Below are 17,532 nucleotides of genomic sequence, written 5' to 3'. Positions count from 1 at the left end.
ATGCTCAGCCTCGGCGGCCACCGACCCCAACTACCCCACCGATGACCACCACCGACCCACACATCCAACACAAGACCCATAAATATGCCTCTGAGGTATACCGCTTGGAACCGCATCCGCCCCGACGACGGTGCCGACGGTGATCGGCAGCGCGACACTCGTCTAGCTGGCGTACGTCTCGAACTCACCGACCCGTGGCGTACCGCTGGAGCTGTTGATCTTGAAGTTGATCTTGCTCATCGCGGCGGCCGAGAAGGTGATCGAACCGGCCCCGCTACCGGAGGCCAGGACGGCTCCGTTGTCGTTGTTGATCAGCTGCCAGGACCCGATGGAGCCCTGGGTGCCGGACGGCTCGCGGATCACCACCCGGGACACCTGGGTCGCGGAGCCCCACTTGATCGAGATCGTGCCGGTCGACCCGGCCGGCGACCAGTAGGTGCTCAGGTTGCCGTCGCGCACGTTGCCGTAGCTGGTCCCGCTGGCCTTGCTGGAGCCGTCGGCGCCGGCGCCCAGGCTGAGGTTGGTCCCGCCGGTGGGCGGAGGCGTCGTGGGTGGAGGCGTGGTCGGCGGAGGCGTCGTGGGCGGCGGGGTGGTGGGCGGCGGGGTGGTGGGCGGCGGAGTGGTGGGCGGCGGAGTGGTGGGCGGCGGGGTCTGCGGCGAGCAACTGCCGTTGGACACCTTCAGACCCGTGTTGGCACCGACCGTCTGACGGACGATGTCCGGCACGCAGCTCGCCCCGTCGAGGCTGTACGGGTACGGGATGCTGACAGTGGTGTTGGAGGTCGGGTTGGGGCCTGCGGGGTAGTTCTCGCTGCCGGCGCTGGACCAGGTCACGTTGTCGAAGACGTTGCCGGCGACCTGCCAGTAGCCGCGCTCGTTGGTGTAGAAGGTGCCCAGGACGTCCTTGGAGTCACGGAAGTAGTTGTTCTCCACTTTGGCCCTGGCCCCTGCCCGGGAGTTGATCCCGGATTCATGCAGGCTCACGTAGTGGTTGTTGTAGATGTGGGCAACGCCGCCGCGTAGCAGCGGCGTGCGGGAGTCGATGTTCTCGTAGAGGTTGTGGTGGTACGTGATGAAGCCGTTCGACAGGTCGCTCTCGCTGGACCCGACGAGACCGCCGCGACCGGAGTTGCGCAGGATGCTGTAGGACAGCGTCACGTACTGGGTGTTGTCCTTCATGTCGAAGAGGCCGTCGTACCCCTCGGACTCCCCGCCCGAGGCTTCCAGGGTGACGTGATCGACCCAGACGTTGCGGACCGTGCTCTCCATGCCGATGGCGTCCCCACCGTTGGAGGTGGGCGAGCCCGACTTCTTGACGTTCCGCACTGTCACGTTCTGGATGATGATGTTGCTGGAGTCGCGGATGTGGATGCCGAGCTGGTCGAAGACGGCGCCGCTACCGACCCCGATGATGGTGACGTTGCTGATCTGCTTGAGCTCAATCACGCCCGCGGCGGTGTTGCAGCTCGACCCGGACACCTTGCTGGTGTTGCCGTGGTTGATGGTCCCTGTCACCTCGATGGTGATCGGGGTGCTGCTGCTGGTCCGTCCGCACAGTGCCGCGTGGATCGCCGTGCCCGTGCTGGCCCGCACCGTCTGCCCGCCCGCGCCGCCGGTGGTCCCGCCGTTCTGGGTGGCGTAACCGGTGGCGTTACCGACCGCCGCCGATGCCTGCGGGGTCGGCAGCACCACCCCGGCCGCGATCACCACGCCCGCCGCAGCCGCCGCGGCCAATGCCGCCTGACGTCGCAACACGACTGGTCGTCTCATGTCGTCTCACCTTCGCATTCGTCTCGTTCCAGGCTTCGCCCCGACGGACATCGCGACCGCACCTGCCGACGAACATCATTCGAAATTGGCGACAGTCAATCGCGAGGATTTCATCGAGGTCTCTCGCGCCCTGGTAGAAGCGGGGATGTGTCGCGCGAACGGGGTGTGCCCGGTAACACCGCTCGCCCGACCGTTAAATGAAACATCGATGCAACGCAATCGTAGGAAAGCGGTTTCCCTGAAGGCAATAGCTGGCGCTTGCAGGTTTGTTGCAGTGCTCGCGGGAGGGGTCGGGCGCGCGGGCCAGCGTGGTCCGGGCCGCCGGCGGGTTTGGGTTCCCGGCTTGTTGCGCGCTCGGTATTGACACCGTTGGGCCCGCCATCGATGCTCTGCTAAATCAGTTTAGCGACCGGCTCACCCCGACCCGTCCCACTCCTGGTCCCCGGGCGGGATCGCTGACTGAGCGCACCACCCCCGAGAAAGGACCCGCATGAGACTGCGACAAGGACTGATCCCGATCGCTGCCACCCTCGTCCTGGTCGGCGCCTCCGGCACGGCGTACGGCAGCGCGAGCGGCAGCCGGGGCGCCACTGACGGAATCCGCAGCATCACCCCGATCACCACCGTCTACACGTACGGCCAGAAGGTCTCCGCGGTGGCGATCGAGTACGGGGCCGCGGTCAACCCCCGCACCCTCGACACCGCCACGTTCTCGGTGACCGACACCATCTACAACTTCCGCTTCAACCCCATCGAGGACCTGCCGAAGCTCGCCGACCGGACCGTCACCCACACCTACACCAACGGGGCACCGGGCACCCGTGCCGACCACCGATCGACGCCGGGCAGGTACGTCATCGTCGAACTCGACCCCGCCGACACCGGCGGCTCGACGGTCATCGTCTCCAAGTGCCCGACCTTCCTCTGCACGGTGAAGGTCAACCCCGAGCTGCCGACCCGGGTCGTGCAGCGCAAGGACGTGCACGGCCAGCCCGGCCGCGGGGCCGGCAAGGGGCCGGTGCTCGCCCGGGCCACCCCGCGCGAGTCCCGACCGGTCACCGAGAAGCCGGTCAACCAACTGGTCGACGAGTTCACCTACGGCTCGTTCCTGAGTGGCGGAATGGTGCTGCCGTACCACTACCACCTGCCGAAGAACTACCAGCCGGGCCGCAAGTACCCGCTGATGGTCGTCCTGCCCGGTCACGGGATGGGCTGGGACGGTGACAACCTCGGCGTCCAACTCGCCGCCGACATCCCGGCGACCGCGTGGCTCCAACCGCAGTGGACCGGCACCGCCGAGGACGTCATCGTCCTGGCGCCCCAGCACCAGCGGGTCGGTGGGGCCGCCGAGGCGGACCTGCTGGTCAAGCTGCTCGACCAGTTCGTCGGCCAGTTCGCGGTGGACACCCGTCGGGTGTACGCGACCACCGTGTCGTACGGCTCCCAGCTGCTCTGGGAGGCGTTCGCCAAGCGTCCGGACCTGTTCGCCGGCGGGTTGGTGACCGGTGGTTTCCCGGTCAACGCCACCCAGGCCACCGCCATCGCGGCGGCCGAGGTGCCGGTGTGGATCACCCACGGCGAGCACGACCACCTGCTCAACGTCTCGGGCGCGCGTAACTCCACTGCGGTGCTGCGGCAGGCGTACGCCGCCCGGGGCAAGACGCCGGAGCAGGCTGCCGACCTGGTGCGCTACACCGAGTACGCCGACGCCGCGTTCTCGTTGCCGGACTACCACGCGGCGTTCGGGCCGACCTACGAGGACGCCAGCATCCTGCGCTGGCTGCTGGGCCGGTCCAAGCCCTGAGGCCGCGGACCGGGCGACGCCTCGCCGCGATCCGGCAGCGCGATTTCCTCGCGCAGACGGGTTACCGGCGGGCGTCGCCCGCGTCGGGCTCGGCAGCAGCGGGCGCGCCCCCGACGAGCACTGACTCCTGACCCTCCTGCCGGCCCTCCTGCCTCGCGCGGGCCAGCAGCCCGGCCAGCCGACGCCGCCGGTGCCGGGCCGCCGCCCGCAGCCCCAGGAGCAGGCCGGCGAGCAGACCCAACAGTGCGAGCTGCGCCCACGGTACGACCCAGGTGGTGACGGTGGCCGAGGCCGGTCGGAGGTCGGCCCCGGCCTGGCCGTCGCCGAGCAGCGTCGGCGAGGTGCTGACGGTCGTGCGGAGCCGCCCCAGGGCCCAGACGCCGTCGGCCCGGGTCGCCACCGTCCGAGCGCCGCCGGGCAGCAACTCCTCGACGGCGCTGGTGGCGTCGTGGCTGCTCCGGCCCAGGAGGTCGGACATCGCCACCCGACTCGTTCCGCTGGCCCAGACGTTGCCGTCGTTCTCGACGGTGTAGCGGACCCGCACCGTGCCGCCGGCGAAGGGGTTCCACGACGGGGAGTACGTCACGCCGAGGCCCCGGACGGCCAGGGCGGCCTGCGCGGAGCCGTTCACCCGCAGCATCACCCGGAAGCCGACGCGGCTCTCGACGTTGACCGTGCCGCCGGTGCTGGTGACGGTCGCGGCGATGCCGGCCGGGTGGTCACCCGGCGTGGCGCCCTGGGGCACCGTGATCGTGAACGGCACCACCCGTGTCTCGTTGGGGCCGACGGTGACCTTCTCCTGCACGTCGATCCAGGTGCCGCCGTCGACCGAGGGACGGTCGGACGACAGCATGTTGAAGCGGCCCTTGTCGGTGAGGTAACCGTCGGCGGCCTTCAGGGAGAAGGCGACGGCGGTGCGGCTGAAGTTCCGTACCGCCAGGTGCTCGGTCACCGCCTGCCCCGGGTCGAGGCTGGCGTTGATCCATCGGCGTTGGTCCGGCCCGGTCGCGGTGGCCGGTTGGACCGTCCAGGTCAGGGCCTTCGGGTCCGGTTCCGCCGCGGCCGCGGTCGGCGCGGCCGCAACCGCGAGGGACGCGACGGCGAGGACGACGAGCGCCCGGCGCAGCGGGGTGACGGTCATGAATCGGCCCTTCGGCACGGGGCTGGGCGGGGGCCCGATCCGGGCCCCCGCCCAGGCCACTACTCGAACAGTGAGAGCGTGAGTGTGGAGCTGTACGCGCCGGCGGCGACCTCTGCGGGGGTCCGCAGGTACAGGTCGGCGTTGACCGAGTACGAATCGCTGGCGACGGCCTCGGAGTCGAAGGCCGAGACCAACAGCTCCTGGTCGACGAGGCCGACATTGTTGCCCGGCTGGGTCGGCTCGTCCAGGCTGGTCACCACCTCCTCGCCCTCGGTGACCAGGCCGGTCTCCCCGCCGTCGAGCAGGCGCGGCTTCCAGCCGAAGTGGTCGGCGGTGATCGGCGCCTGGCCGGCTGCGCCGGCGAAGTCGGTCGCGCTGCCGAGCACCGCCCAGTTGGCGCCGTCGGGCACCTCGTCGGCGACGCGGGTGTCGGTGACAGTCACCGTCGGCAGCGTGCCGACGAACTGGCGTACCAGCAGCGTCGAGCCGTCCTCGGAGAGCGCGACGGCGTCGCCGGCGATCGACAGGGCGAGCACGCCCGGTTCCCTGATCTCGTCGATGTCGACAGTGACACGCACGCTGGCGTCGTCACCGGGCTCGGCCAGTGCTGGCGACGGCAGCACCGCCGCTCCGGTCAGCACAGCGCCGACGACGCCGACCGCGAGTGTCCGCCGCCGTTTGTATGTGTTCATGTGATCTCCGTTCTCCGCCATGAGGGGTTATCCGCCGCAGGTGCCGGCGGGGTGTTGCACGGTGCGGACGGTCGTCACGTCGTGTCCGTCGATCGCCCCGGTCACCCGGGCCGTCGCCGAACCCGCCGGCACCGACACGGCGCGGGTGTTGAAGGACTGGTAGGCGTTCGCGCCTGGCGCGACGGCCGTGAAGGACCGCTCGCCGTACGGCGTCTCGAGGGTGATGCCCACCGGCGCGTCGTGGTCGTTGCGCGCCTGCACCGCCACGTACGCCTTGCCGCCCACGCACCGCGTGGACGCGGTGAGCGTGACGGGCAGGTCGAGGCTGTCCGCCGCGAAGGCCCAGTTGTCGATCTCGAAGAGGTCGACGCCGGCCGGGCCGGTGTAGGTGAAGTAGACGTCGTGCACGCCGCTGACGCCGTCAAGTTCGGCGGTCACCTCGGCCCACTGTCCGACCGGGGTGTCGACAGCGACCGTGCCGACGACGGGACCGTTGACGTCGTCCAACCGGACCTGGATCTGCCCGCCGGCGGCGAGCGCACGCACCCGCGCCGTCAGGCTCTGCGCGCCGTTGTCCCCGAAGTTCACCGAGGACAGCGCCGTCCAGTCCCCGTTGTCGATGTCGCGCACCACGAGGTTGGGTGCCGCGCCACCGAACTGGGCGGAGCTGCCGTCGACCTTCGTGGTCGCGACGCCCTTGCTCCAGCCGAAGGTCTCGGCCTCGAAGACGCGGTACGGGTCGAAGTCGCGGACCTGGTCCACGCCGGCGTAGGTGCCGACGACCTGCTGGATGGTGCCGTCCGGGTTGAAGGTCAGTTGCTGGATGTGCGGGCTGCGATACCCCTGGGTGGTGTTGCCGTTGATGCGCTTGTTCAGCGTCGGGGCGTGGTACGTGAAGTAGTACTTGCCGCCGAACTCGAACACCGACTGGTGGTTGTTGCCACCGGTGCCGGCCCCGAAGAACTGCGACTGGTTCGGGAAGAGAACCCCGGCGTAGGTCTCCTTCGGCCACGACATCGGCCCGTCGGAGATCATGTAACCGATCTGGCCACCGCCGGGGTAACCGGGGAGCGGCTGCTGGTTGCCACCGAAGTCGTTCCCGCCGAAGTGCGAGGAGTACGAGAAGTAGTACTTGCCCTGGCGCTTGAAGACGTGGCCCGCCTCGAAGGCGACCGGGGCGTCGACCACCGCGGCCGTTCCCTCGGTGGAGACCATGTCGTCGCCGAGTTCGATCGACCGGATGTTCTTCGGGTTGTTGAAGCGTTCGGCCGGCGGCATGCTCGTCGACGCGGGACCGCCACCGAAGTAGAGGTACGGCTGGCCGTCGTCGTCGACGAACGGGGCCGGGTCGAACTTCCACGCGACGGCCTCGGCGCCGGGGGTACGGCCGTCGATCAGCGTGCTCGTGCGCTCGCTGGTCCACGGGCCGAGCGGCGACGCACCGGTGATCACATTGCTGGAGCCACCACCGTTGGCGTAGTAGAGGAAGAACTTCTCCACTCCGTTCACCACCTTCTTGGTGATGCCCGGAGCCCACGAGTTTGCGGTGAACGGGGCCACCCCGTTGGGGCCGGCGACCTGGATCTCACCGTGGTCCGTCCAGTTCACGAGGTCCTCCGAGGAGATCACCGTGATCTGGTTGATGTCGCCGTAGTTGATCCCCGGTGAGACGCCCGTGGTGGGGTTCGGGGCGTAGCCCTGGGTGTCGTTGGTCATGTACATGTAGACCCGGCCGTCGTGCACGAGGCCGAAACCGTCAGCCCCGAACTTGTGCCCGATCAACGGGTTGTGCTCCCCGGGCAGCTTGCCGACCACCTCGATGGTCTTCGACGCGGGCGCGGGCGGCGCGGTGCCGACCACTGACACGTCGTCGAGCTTGAAGTCCATCAGGTGCAGAGCCGGGTCGGTGGACGGCGTGCTCGTCCAGGGGGTCTCGAAGAACAGGCGCGCCGTCGACACGCTCTGCGTCGTCGGGATCGTGAACGTTCCATTGAACTGTGCCCACTGGCCCTTCGTCGCCGTCACGCTGACGAGGTTGGTGTAGGTGCCACCGCCGTAGTGCATGGTGGCGAAGAACTGCTTCGTCGCCGGTCCGCTCTCGTTCTCGTACTTGATGCGGGCCGTGAGGGTGTAGGCCTGGCCGGCCTGCACCTTGCCGCTGAGGTCCTGCATCGGGCCGGACCCGGTGGTCGTCCGGCTGGTCACGAGCGCCGCGTTCGCGCCGGAGTGGGCGTCCGACGTGGCCGACAACTGGGCGCCGTCGGAGGCGTTTCCGTTGTTGACGAACCAGTTGGCCAGGCCGTCCTCGAACCCGCCGTTGACGACGAGGTTCGTGTCGGCGGCCTGGACCGGCGCCGCCGGGGCGACGAACCCCGTGGCCAGCATCAGGCCGACTGTCGCGAGCGCTGCGACCCGTCCTCGGGTCGCCCGTCGCATTCGTTGTTCCACGAGACATCCTCCTTCATCTCTGACGTGCGGTCATCGGTGTACGGGGGATCGGTGGGTGCGCTTCCGTGGTGGTCTGGACATCAGGGGTCGACTGCCGCCACCGGTCCGACAGTGGCCGGCGGCACGGGACAGGTCCGCTGTTCCGTGCCGCCGGGCCGGTCGCCGGTGGTGCTGGTCGGCGGGCCGAGGGCTCGTGGTGGGGCTATCCGCCGCAGGCGTTGGCGGGGTGCTGGGCGGCGTGGACGGTGGTCACGTCCCGGCCGGCGACCACCCCGGTGGCCCGGACCGTCGCCGAGCCGGCCGCCACCGACGACGCGCGGGTGTTGAACGACTGGTAGACGTTCGCCCCCGGCGCGACGGCGGCGAACGACCGGTTCCCGTACGGGGTCTCGACGGTGATCTCGACGGGCTCGTCCGAGTCGTTGCGCACCTGCACCGCCAGGTACGCCTTGCCGCTCAGGCAGCGCACCTGGGCGGTGGCCGTCACGGGCAGCGCCGCCAGCACTCCGAGTCGGGCCAACTGGTAGCTGAGTGCCCGCTCCGGTGCGTCGACCTGGTTCTGCGTGCCGAGCTGGCCGGCCCGTGCCGACGTCGCCGCCACGAGCGCGGACTGCGTCACAGCCCAGGCGTCGGCCGGGTAGTGCCGCGGGTCGAGTGTCTGCGCGTGGGCGATGGCCGCGTCGAGGGCGGTGGTGTCCAGTGACCGGGCCTGCGCGGTCAGCACGTCGCTGAGCAGGTAGTCGTCGAAGTCGACGTGGCCGCCGGTCTCCTGGGTCGCGTAGTTGAACAGACCCACCCGGTGACCCATGAAGTGGGCGAGGCTGCCATCGAGCGCCTGCGGGCCCACGCGGTTGCCCAGCCGGGTCCACTGGATCCCGTCCAGGCTGTAGTAGAACATCGTCCAGAGCTGGCCGACCGGCGCGGAGAAGTCGAGGTCCGCCTTCACGTGCACCTCGGTCGCGTCGCCCAGCGACACCGTCGTGCCGGCGACGAAGTTCTCCAGCGTCGACTGGTCAAGGTCGACAGCGAACGGCTGCGACCGGTTCACCACGCCGAGGGTGTTGACGTCACCGACGCGCTTGACCGCCACGTACGAGAATCCGCGGTTGTAGGCGGCCAGGCCCGCGACGTCGCCGTTCTTCATCCCGGAGACGTCCATCCGGGTCTGGACCGACTGTCGTGGCCCGAACGTCCGCTGCGAGAGCGTGTTGCGTGCCTCCTCGAACCACGCCAGCTCGGCCCGGTTGGACAGCTTCGTGTAGACGTACTGGCCGGTGACCACAGTGCCGGCCGTCAACCGCAGCCAGCCGTCGCGGTCGGTCAGTGACCAGTACCGGTTGTCCGGAGCGTGGTTCCACTCCCACGCCAGGTCCAGCCGTGAGCCGTTGGGGGCGATCTCCGCCGGGTCGAGCGGTGCGGGGACCGTCCACTGCTCGTCCTGGTACGCCTTGTGCGGCGCGTCGTTGGCGAAGTCGTCCGAGGCGACGATGCTCTTCTGCCGCTCGAACAGCTCCTCGGCCGGGCTGAGCCGGATCGGCTTGTCGAAGAGGCCGTTGACCGGCACGACCCCGTCGGTGCCGAAGGTCGGCCACCCGTTCTGCCAGGTGGCGGGGATGAGCGCCGGGATCCGGCCGATCGGGAACGTGTCCCGGAAGAACATGCCGTGCCAGTCGGTCCCGCCGCCCGCCCGGCTGATGGGCACCAGGCTGCCCTGCGCGAAGCCGTTGGAGTTGAGCACTCCGCGCGCCTCGTAGGTGTTGACCCCGCCGGCCGAGGTGTAGCGCCCGAGCAGGTCCTTCGACCGGAACATCACCACCTGGCGTCCCTGCCCGGACGGCCAGGTGATGATGACGGCGTAGTACCAGCCGTCGATGTGATAGACCTGCGCGCCCTCGAACAGACCACCGATGAACGGCTGCCCTGCGTAGTTGTTGGCGGTGAAGATGTTCGGGTAGTCCTGCGCGATGGCGGTCAGATCGGCGTTGAGGCGTACGGCGCTGGTGCCGCCGGAGCCGTAGAAGATGTACGGCGTGCCGTCGACGTCGAAAAAGAGCGACGGGTCGTGCAGGCCACGGCCAAGGGCGGTGCGCTGCCACGGGCCGTTCTCGATGTCGTTGGTGCGGTAGAGGTACGCCCCGCTGAGGTTGTTGGTGTTGAAGACGGCGTAGAACGTGCCGTCGTGGTAGCGCAGCGACGACGCCCACTGGCCCTGGCCGTACGAGTTCTGGCCGTTGCGCAGGGAGAAGGAGTCGCCGATGCTCGCCCGGTCGAAGACGTAGTTGACGATCTCCCAGTTGACGAGGTCGTACGACTTCATGATGGGCGCACCCGGGCTCAGGTGCATGGTCGTGCTGATCATGTAGTAGAGGTCGCGGCCCTCGTCGTTCTCGGCGGCCGGCACCCGCTCGACGCTGATGTCCGGCACGTCGGCGTTGAGCAGCGGCACCGAGTAGGTGCCGGCGCCGGTGTCGGTCGAGGTGTACGACGATCGAGGCGACCATCCGTCGGCGGCGTGCGCGGCGGCGGGGATGGCCACCAGGCCCGCACCGACGAAAACGGCCGCCGATGCGAGCGCACACAGTGAACGGAGACGATCCGTGAGCACTGTGGACGCCAGTCTGGTCAACGTGCTGGTGGCGTGGTGAGCGGCGGCGTTCAGGCTGTTCACAGCGGATGCGCGGGCGATGTTCAGGACACGCGAGCAGACCGACACGACCAAGGCGAGCTCCAAACGCGAGAGCGGCGTGAAGGCCATCGTGTTATCGCTAACAACGCCTGTCAAGACTATCAATGAAACGTGCCCGAAGTATCCCCGTAACACCGCCCACCAACCACAGTGGACAGACGGTTTCCCAGGTCGGACCCCGGCGATCATGAAGTTGTTGCGCCGACACGCCGTGGTTCATGGCAACAACTTCATGATCACCGAGGTTGCGGTGGCCTGGGTGGTGCCTCAGTCGTTGAGGCAGGCGCGGACGGCGGCGGTGAGCAGATTGGCGCGCTCGTCGCCCATCCCCCGCATCTGGTTGACCACATAGCCGAAGCCCACCTGATGCTCGGCGTCGGCGAAGGCCAGGTTGCCGCCCGCGCCGTCGTGGCCGAAGCTGCGCTCACCCAGCAGGGGCCGGGCCGGTGGTGAGTGCAGCAGGAAGCCCGTGCCCCAGCGCTGCCCGGTGTCCGGCGGGCCGTGCCGCTGCTGACCACGCGAGCGAACCACTACCGCGTCGTCCACCGACGCCGCCGTGAGCAGCGGTCCACAGTGGAGTTCCGACACACAGGCGGCGTAGAGGCGCGCGAGGCCCTCCGCGGTGCTCACCGCGCCCGCGCCGGGAACACCGGCGGCCCGGATGGCGTCGTCGTTGAAGCTGACCAGGCCGTCGGCGTCGGCGGGAAAGGCGAAAGCGCCCCCCATGGTGATGCCCCGTTCGGCTACCGGGTCCACGAACGGGTCAGGGTCCGGGGGCGGTGCCAGGCCCCAGGCGACGGTGTCGCTCTCGGCGGCCGGAAGCCCCAGCCAGGTGTGCAGGCCGAGCGGGCCCGCGACGGTGTCGGCGAAGAACGCGCCGGGCAGTTGGCCGGTGATGCGGTGGATCACCTCTCCGACCAGCCAGCCGTAGGTCATCGAGTGGTAGCCGTGCGCCGTACCCGGCTTCCACAGCGGGGCCTGCGCCTCGATCGCCTTGATGACCGGATCCCACGCCAGCATCTCGTCGAGGGTCAGGGGGCGGTCCACCGCGGGCAGACCAGCCTGGTGCGTGAGCAGCCAGCGCACCGGGATGTCCGCCTTGCCGTGTTGTCCGAACTCCGGCCAGTAGCGCGTCACGGGAGCGTCGAGGTCGAGCCGGCCCTGTTGGGCCAGCAGGTAGGCGCAGATCGCCAGGATCCCCTTGGTGCAGGAGAAGACGACGACCGGCGTGTGCGCGCTCCAGGGCCGCCCGGTACGGGTGTCGGCCACCCCGCCGTACAGGTCGACGACCTTGCGGCCCCGCACGTAGACGGTGACCGCGGCACCGACCTCTCCCCGGGAGGTGAAGTTGTCGCGGAAGACGTCGGCGACGCGCCCGAAGCGATCGTCGACGTCGCCGTGGATCTGCGGCTGTGTGACCACTGCCTACCCCTTCACTGACCCTTGGATCAGGGCCTTGATGAACTGTCGCTGGAAGATCAGGAACACGATGAGGGTCGGGGTGAGGATCAGCAGCGACCCGGCACACAGCAGCACCAGGTCGGTGCCCCACTGGCCCTGGAACGCTCCGAGCGCCCCGGCCATGGTGCGTTTGGTGGCGTCGTCCACGAGGACGATGGCGAGCAGGAACTGGTTCCACGTCCAGAGGAACATCAGGATCGTCAGCGAGGCGATCGCCGGCCGGGCGAGCGGCACCTGGACCCGCCAGAACAACTGCCACGTGCTGCTGCCGTCCACCCGGGCCGCCTCGGACAACTCGACCGGCACGTTGGTGAAGTGTGCCCGCATCCAGAACACCGCGAACGGCATGTACAGCCCGATCAGCGGCAGGATGATGGCCCAGCGGGTGTTGAGCAGGCCGAGGTCCTGCATCTGGTAGTAGAGCGGCGTGACCACGGCCTCGAACGGCAGGGTCAGACCCAGCAGGAAGAGACCGAAGACGAGTCGGCCACCGGGCACCCGCAGCTGACCGAGCCCGAAGCCGGCCATGGTCGCGATGAGCACCGACACCGGTACGACACCGGCCACGATGAGCAGGCTGGAGCGGAGCAGGGCGCCCATGTTCGCGGCGGTGAAGGCGTCGGCGAAGTTGCCCCACTGCGGGTCGGACGGCCAGTCGAGCCCGCTGGGCACTGTGCCCCGGGGCTGCAACGCCGCCGAGAGCATGCTCACGAACGGCAGCAGGGTGACGACGATCAGGGCGATCAGGAAGACCCGGCCGGTCAGCTGTTCGCGTCGACTCAAATTCACTGCTTCTCCCCTCGGCTCAGGCGCTGGATCGGCAGCACACACGCCAGCACGAGCAGCATGAGTACGACAGCGAGCGCCGAGGCGAGCCCGACCTGCCGCTGCGAGAAGGCCAGCCGGTAGATCTCCAGGCCCGGCACTGTGGTCTGGAGGCCGGGGCCGCCGCTGGTGGAGATGTAGACGATGTCGAAGCTCGCCAACGCCGCGATGATCGTCACGGTGAGGCAGACGCCGATCTCCTGGCGCAGGCTGGGCAGGGTCACGGCGAGGAACTCGCGGACCGGGCCGGCACCGTCGAGGCGGGCGGCTTCGTACAGCGCCGGATCGATCTTGCTCATGCCGGTGACCAGAAGGATCGTGCAGAGGCCGAGCAGCACCCAGGCCCCGATGACGCCGACGGCTGGCAGCGCCGTGTCGAAGTCGCCGAGCCAGGCGCGGGCGACGCCACCCAGCCCGACCGCGCGCAGCGTCTGGTTGACCAGACCGTTCGACGAGAGCAGCCAGCTCCACGCGATGCCCGCCGCCACCAGGGGGATGACCTGCGGGAGGAACAGGATGGTCCGGACGACGGTGCCGAACGCGCCGGTGGTGATCCGGCGAACCATGCTCGCCACCAACAGCCCCAGCGCGACGGGGATGAAGCTGAAGAAGACGATCAGGACCATCGCGTTGCCGATGATTTTCAGCAGGTCGCTGTCGGTGAAGACGGTGAGGTAGTTGTCCAGGCCCACCCAGCGGGCCACCCCGATGCCGTTCCAGTCGTAGAGCGAGTACTGGAGCGTCAGGACGAGCGGGCGCAGGACGAACACCGCGTACATCACCAGGGCGGGCAGGACGTACAACCAGCCGGTCCCGGCCGCGCGGGCCCACCGGAATCGGTGGGCCCGCGTGGGGGTGGGGCGGGCGCGACGATCGTCACGCCCGGTTGGTGCGCTGCCGAGGGCAGACGTCATCGGGACAGTTCCTTCTGGTACTCGGCCTGGACCGCCTTCACGTACCCCTCGGGCGTCTGCTGGCCGGCGATCAGCTTCTGCATCTCCGGCGTGATCGCGGCGGCGAAGATGCCGCCGGTCGCGTTCGCGGTGAAGTCCACGGCGCCGTTCTCCGCGCCGAGCTGCTGCGACGCCTTCAGGGTCTCGGCCAGCACCGTGTTCGGGGCGGCGCTCGGCACCGGCAGGTCACTCGGGCCGCCGGGGCTGGAGCCGCCGACGGTCACCGAGATCTCGCGGGCCTTGGCGTTGGTGTGCACCCAGTTCAGGAAGTACGCGGCGGCGTCCGGGTTCTTGGCCTTGGCGGAGACGCCGAAGGTGTTGGGGGCGGACATCGCCACGTGCTTTCCACCGGGAGACTCGGTGGGGAAGAGGAAGAAGCCCACGTTGCCGGGCATCGACTTGTCGAGGTTGGCCGACTCCCAGTCGCCGTTGAACATGAACAGGCCGTTGCCCTTCTGGAACTCCCCCACCATGCCCGCGTAGTCCAGGGCGTTGGCGTCCTTGGTGAAGTAGCCGGCCTGGGCCCACTTCTGAATGGTCTGGGTGGCCTTCAGGGCGGCCGGGGTGTCGAACGTGGCCCCCGGCTTCTGGAAGATCCAGTCGGCGACCTGGGTCGGGTCGCCGAACTGGTTCTGTAGCGCCTGGTGCGGGAAGTTGATGCCCGCGGTGTTCTTGTTGAACTGCATGATCGGCTGGACCCCGCCGGTCTTCGCCTTGGCCAGCAGCTCCTCGAACTCAGCGACGGTGGCCGGCGGCTGGGTCATGCCGATCTGGCTGGCCAGCTTCTTGTTGTAGAAGACGCCGGTGACGCTGTAGCCGAGCCCCATCCCGTACAGCGAGCCGGTGCCCCGGGTGTTCTCGCCGACGCGCAGCTGCATGAGCTGCGAGGCGGGGAACTTGTCCCAGCCGTACGCGGTGAAGTACGGGTCGAGGTTCTTGAGCAGGTCGTCCTTGACCAGGTCGACCATGGTCGGGAGCCGGATGATGTCGGGCGAGTTGTCCGAGGCCATCACCCGGGGCGCGTTCTCCACGATCACAGTGAACTGGTCCTCGCGGATGTTGAACTTGACGTTCGAGTGCTGCTTGGAGAACTCGTCGGCCAACGCCTTGGCCAGCGGGAAGCCGGTCTCCGCGTACATGTCGAGGGTGATCGGGTCGGCGCCCAGCTCCGTCTTGACGGCGGCATCGGACTTCTGCGTCGATGACCGGTCCTCGCCCGGCGCGCTGCAGGCCGTCGCGGTCATCCCGACCGCCAGCAGCGACGCGAGGAGCACCGTTCTCCGTCGCGGGAACTTTGTCAGCAATTCTGCCATTTCATGACTCCTTGACATCTCCACGCGTCCCGCGACCCATGGCCGCGCGACGGCTCCACCGGGACCACCGCGACCGTGCGGCCGCCACGACACGTACGCCGTGACCTGTCGCCCGGGCGCAGCACCCGTACCGTCAGCAGAAAAGAACCCGGCACGGCCACCGAAGGCGCCTCTGGATGCACCAGAAGTGGTCGCTAAACTGATTTAGCAGAGCATGCGCGCGGCACGGGGAGCTGTCAAGGACAACTTGGCAACGGTGCGGAAACGTCGGGTTCACACCACGCCGACGTGACCGGCGCTCGATCCCAGACGGCGACGCATCATGATGGGCGGGAGCGGCGCCTGTGGCGCCGCGACTGATTCGGAGGACTGATGGGCCGCAACAGAGCAACACTCGCCGACGTCGCGCGGAGAGCCGGGCTGTCCAAGACCGCCGCGTCGATGGTGCTCAACGGCAGGGAGGGCACCCGACTCTCGGCCGAGGCGCACCAGCGGGTGTTCGCCGCCGCCGAGGAGCTCGGCTACCGGCCCAACCTCGCCGCGCGCAGCCTGCGCACCCGCAAGACGGCCACCATCGCGTTCGTCTCCGACATCGTGGCCACCACCCGGTTCGCCGGCGACCTCATCCGCGGCTCCCTCGACGCGGCCCGCGAACGGGACCACGTCCTGCTCATCACCGAGACGCAGGGCGACGCCACCTTCGAGCAGTACGCCATCGAGGCCGTCCTGGACCGGCAGGTCGACGGAGTGATCTACGCGGCGATGGCGACCCGACGGCTGACGGTGCCCCCGGCCATCCTCGGGGGCCCGGTGGTGCTGCTCAACGCCGCCAGCCCCGACGGCCTGCCCAGCGTGGTCCCCGACGACGAGGGAGCCGGCCGCTCCGTCGCCACCGCCCTGCTGGAGCTTGGCCACCGCGACGCGATAGCGCTCATCGGCCGCAACCGACTCAAGGAGGACGACCCGGAGGTCTCGCTCGCCGCCCGCGCCCGCCTGCACGGCATCCGGCAGACGCTGGACGAGGCAGAGGTCGGCCTCCTGGCCGAGTGTTTCTGCACCGAGTGGTTGCCCGAGCACGGGTACGCCGCCATGCGTAGCCTGCTGGGCAAGCCGAAGCGACCCAGCGCGATCATCTGCATGAACGACAGGCTGGCCTTCGGGGCCTACCAGGCACTCGGCGAGGCGGGGCTGACCGTCCCGGACGACATCTCGGTGATCTCGTTCGACGACGACCCGATCGCGGCCTGGTTGCGTCCGAGCCTGGCCACCACGGCGCTGCCGCACGAGCAGATGGGGCGACGAGCGGTCGAGCTGCTCCTGGACGGGGGCGCCGCCGAACCCTCGCTCGTTCCGATGCCGCTGCGCCGACGCCGGTCCCTCGCGCCTCCGGCCGGCTGACCACCGACCCTCCATCCGTGCCGACGGTTTGGCGTTGACCGACGCTAAAACGGTTTAGTGCTAGGTTTCCGACCATGCTTCGTCTACCCGACCACTGGGTGTGGGACAGCTGGTACGCGCGGGATGACAACGGCCTCTGGCACGTGTTCTTCCTGCGCGCGTCCCGCGCCCTGCACGACCCGCACCGCCGCCACCGCCGGGCCACCATCGGCCACGCCGTCTCGGCGGACCTGCGCTCGTGGCGCCTGGTCGCCGACGCCGTGGTCCCCGCCGACGCGCCCAGCTGGGACGACCTGGCGACCTGGACGGGCTGCACGGTCCGCGGGCCGGACGGACGGTGGTACCTGTTCTACACCGGGGTCGGTCGTGCGGAGGACGGGCTCGTCCAACGTATCGGACTGGCCGTCTCCGACGACCTCATGACCTGGCACCGGCACGGCGCCGAACCGATCGTCCAGGCCGACCCCACCTGGTACGAGCTGCTGGACAAGGAGCTGTGGTACGAGCAGGCGTGGCGTGACCCGTGGGTGTTCCCCGACCCCGACGGCGAGGGTTGGCACATGCTCATCACCGCCCGCGCCAACACCGGTCCGGCGAACACCCGTGGCGTCGTCGGCCACGCCACCTCCACCGACCTCGTCACCTGGACCGTCGCGCCGCCGCTGTCGACTCCGGCCGGCTTCGGTCACCTGGAGGTGCCCCAGGTCGCGGTCGTCGACGGGCAGCCGCTGCTGCTCTTCTCCACCGAGGCCACCGGCAGCGCTCGGCGCGACGACCACCGGATCTGGGTGGCGACCGGCGAGAGCACCCTCGGGCCGTGGGACATTGCTTCCGCCCAACCGTTCGCCCACCCGCACCTGTACGCGCCCCGGCTGGTCCCCGGACCCGCTGACGACTGGTCCCTCATCGGCTTCCTCGACCACGTCGACGAGACGTTCGTCGGGGAACTCACCGATCCCATCCCGGTCCGCTACGAGGCCACGACCGGGTTGACAGTGGACCCGGCGAGGGCGAACGTGGCGCGGTAGAGCGGACAGGTCC

At 69.2% G+C, this 17,532-nt stretch carries 11 protein-coding genes and 1 pseudogene; 3 read left to right on the top strand and 9 right to left on the bottom strand.

Translation table 11 applies throughout. The annotated features are described in order from the left end of the window. Window positions 1-162 precede the first annotated feature (162 nt). A complete protein-coding gene (locus FB453_RS33710) occupies window positions 163-1,770 on the bottom strand; it encodes a polysaccharide lyase family 1 protein (protein ID WP_145796813.1) in 1,608 nt (535 codons plus the stop codon). A gap of 490 nt (window positions 1,771-2,260) precedes the next feature. On the opposite strand from FB453_RS33710, the gene FB453_RS33705 reads away from it, so the two are divergent. Beyond that, window positions 2,261-3,574 carry a hypothetical protein gene (locus FB453_RS33705; RefSeq protein ID WP_145796811.1) on the top strand — a complete coding sequence of 438 codons (1,314 nt, stop codon included), beginning with the start codon at window positions 2,261-2,263 and terminating at the stop codon, window positions 3,572-3,574. Between the two features lie 61 nt (window positions 3,575-3,635). Here FB453_RS33705 and FB453_RS33700 read toward each other — a convergent pair whose 3' ends face one another. From FB453_RS33700 to FB453_RS33665, 8 genes are all read right to left on the bottom strand, one after another. Then, on the bottom strand, window positions 3,636-4,715 hold the full coding sequence (locus FB453_RS33700) for a hypothetical protein (protein WP_145796808.1): 1,080 nt from the start codon (window positions 4,713-4,715) through the stop codon (window positions 3,636-3,638). 59 nt (window positions 4,716-4,774) lie between these two features. Then, on the bottom strand, window positions 4,775-5,407 hold the full coding sequence (locus FB453_RS33695) for a hypothetical protein (RefSeq protein WP_112601720.1): 633 nt from the start codon (window positions 5,405-5,407) through the stop codon (window positions 4,775-4,777). Window positions 5,408-5,434: 27 nt separating this feature from the next. Then, a complete protein-coding gene (locus tag FB453_RS33690) occupies window positions 5,435-7,855 on the bottom strand; it encodes a family 43 glycosylhydrolase (protein WP_145796806.1) in 2,421 nt (806 codons plus the stop codon). A 202-nt stretch (window positions 7,856-8,057) separates the two neighbouring features. Further along, window positions 8,058-10,523 carry a family 43 glycosylhydrolase gene (locus FB453_RS33685; RefSeq protein ID WP_486480591.1) on the bottom strand — a complete coding sequence of 822 codons (2,466 nt, stop codon included), beginning with the start codon at window positions 10,521-10,523 and terminating at the stop codon, window positions 8,058-8,060. A 285-nt stretch (window positions 10,524-10,808) separates the two neighbouring features. Beyond that, window positions 10,809-11,963 carry a serine hydrolase domain-containing protein gene (locus FB453_RS33680; protein ID WP_145796803.1) on the bottom strand — a complete coding sequence of 385 codons (1,155 nt, stop codon included), beginning with the start codon at window positions 11,961-11,963 and terminating at the stop codon, window positions 10,809-10,811. Window positions 11,964-11,966: 3 nt separating this feature from the next. Further along, entirely contained in the window at window positions 11,967-12,791 is an 825-nt protein-coding gene (locus FB453_RS33675) for a carbohydrate ABC transporter permease (protein ID WP_112585274.1), read from the bottom strand. Further along, a complete protein-coding gene (locus FB453_RS33670; RefSeq protein WP_186718714.1) occupies window positions 12,788-13,741 on the bottom strand; it encodes a carbohydrate ABC transporter permease in 954 nt (317 codons plus the stop codon). Before FB453_RS33670 ends, FB453_RS33675 begins: the two co-directional genes overlap by 4 nt. Continuing rightward, the gene (locus tag FB453_RS33665) at window positions 13,738-15,093 is read right to left on the bottom strand and encodes an extracellular solute-binding protein (protein ID WP_145796801.1); all 1,356 of its coding nucleotides are present in this window, start codon (window positions 15,091-15,093) and stop codon (window positions 13,738-13,740) included. Before FB453_RS33665 ends, FB453_RS33670 begins: the two co-directional genes overlap by 4 nt. A 372-nt stretch (window positions 15,094-15,465) precedes the next feature. Between FB453_RS33665 and FB453_RS33660 the strand changes: the two genes are divergently transcribed. Both FB453_RS33660 and FB453_RS33655 read left to right on the top strand, forming a co-directional pair. Next, complete coding sequence (locus FB453_RS33660) at window positions 15,466-16,491, top strand: LacI family DNA-binding transcriptional regulator (RefSeq protein ID WP_145796799.1); 1,026 nt, start codon at window positions 15,466-15,468, stop codon at window positions 16,489-16,491. A 53-nt stretch (window positions 16,492-16,544) separates the two neighbouring features. Further along, window positions 16,545-17,519, top strand: a pseudogene (locus FB453_RS33655) (family 43 glycosylhydrolase); the annotation flags it as partial. Window positions 17,520-17,532 lie beyond the last annotated feature (13 nt).

Source organism: Micromonospora sp. CNZ322, assembly GCF_007827755.1.
This window is presented reverse-complemented; position numbering and strand designations above follow the sequence as displayed.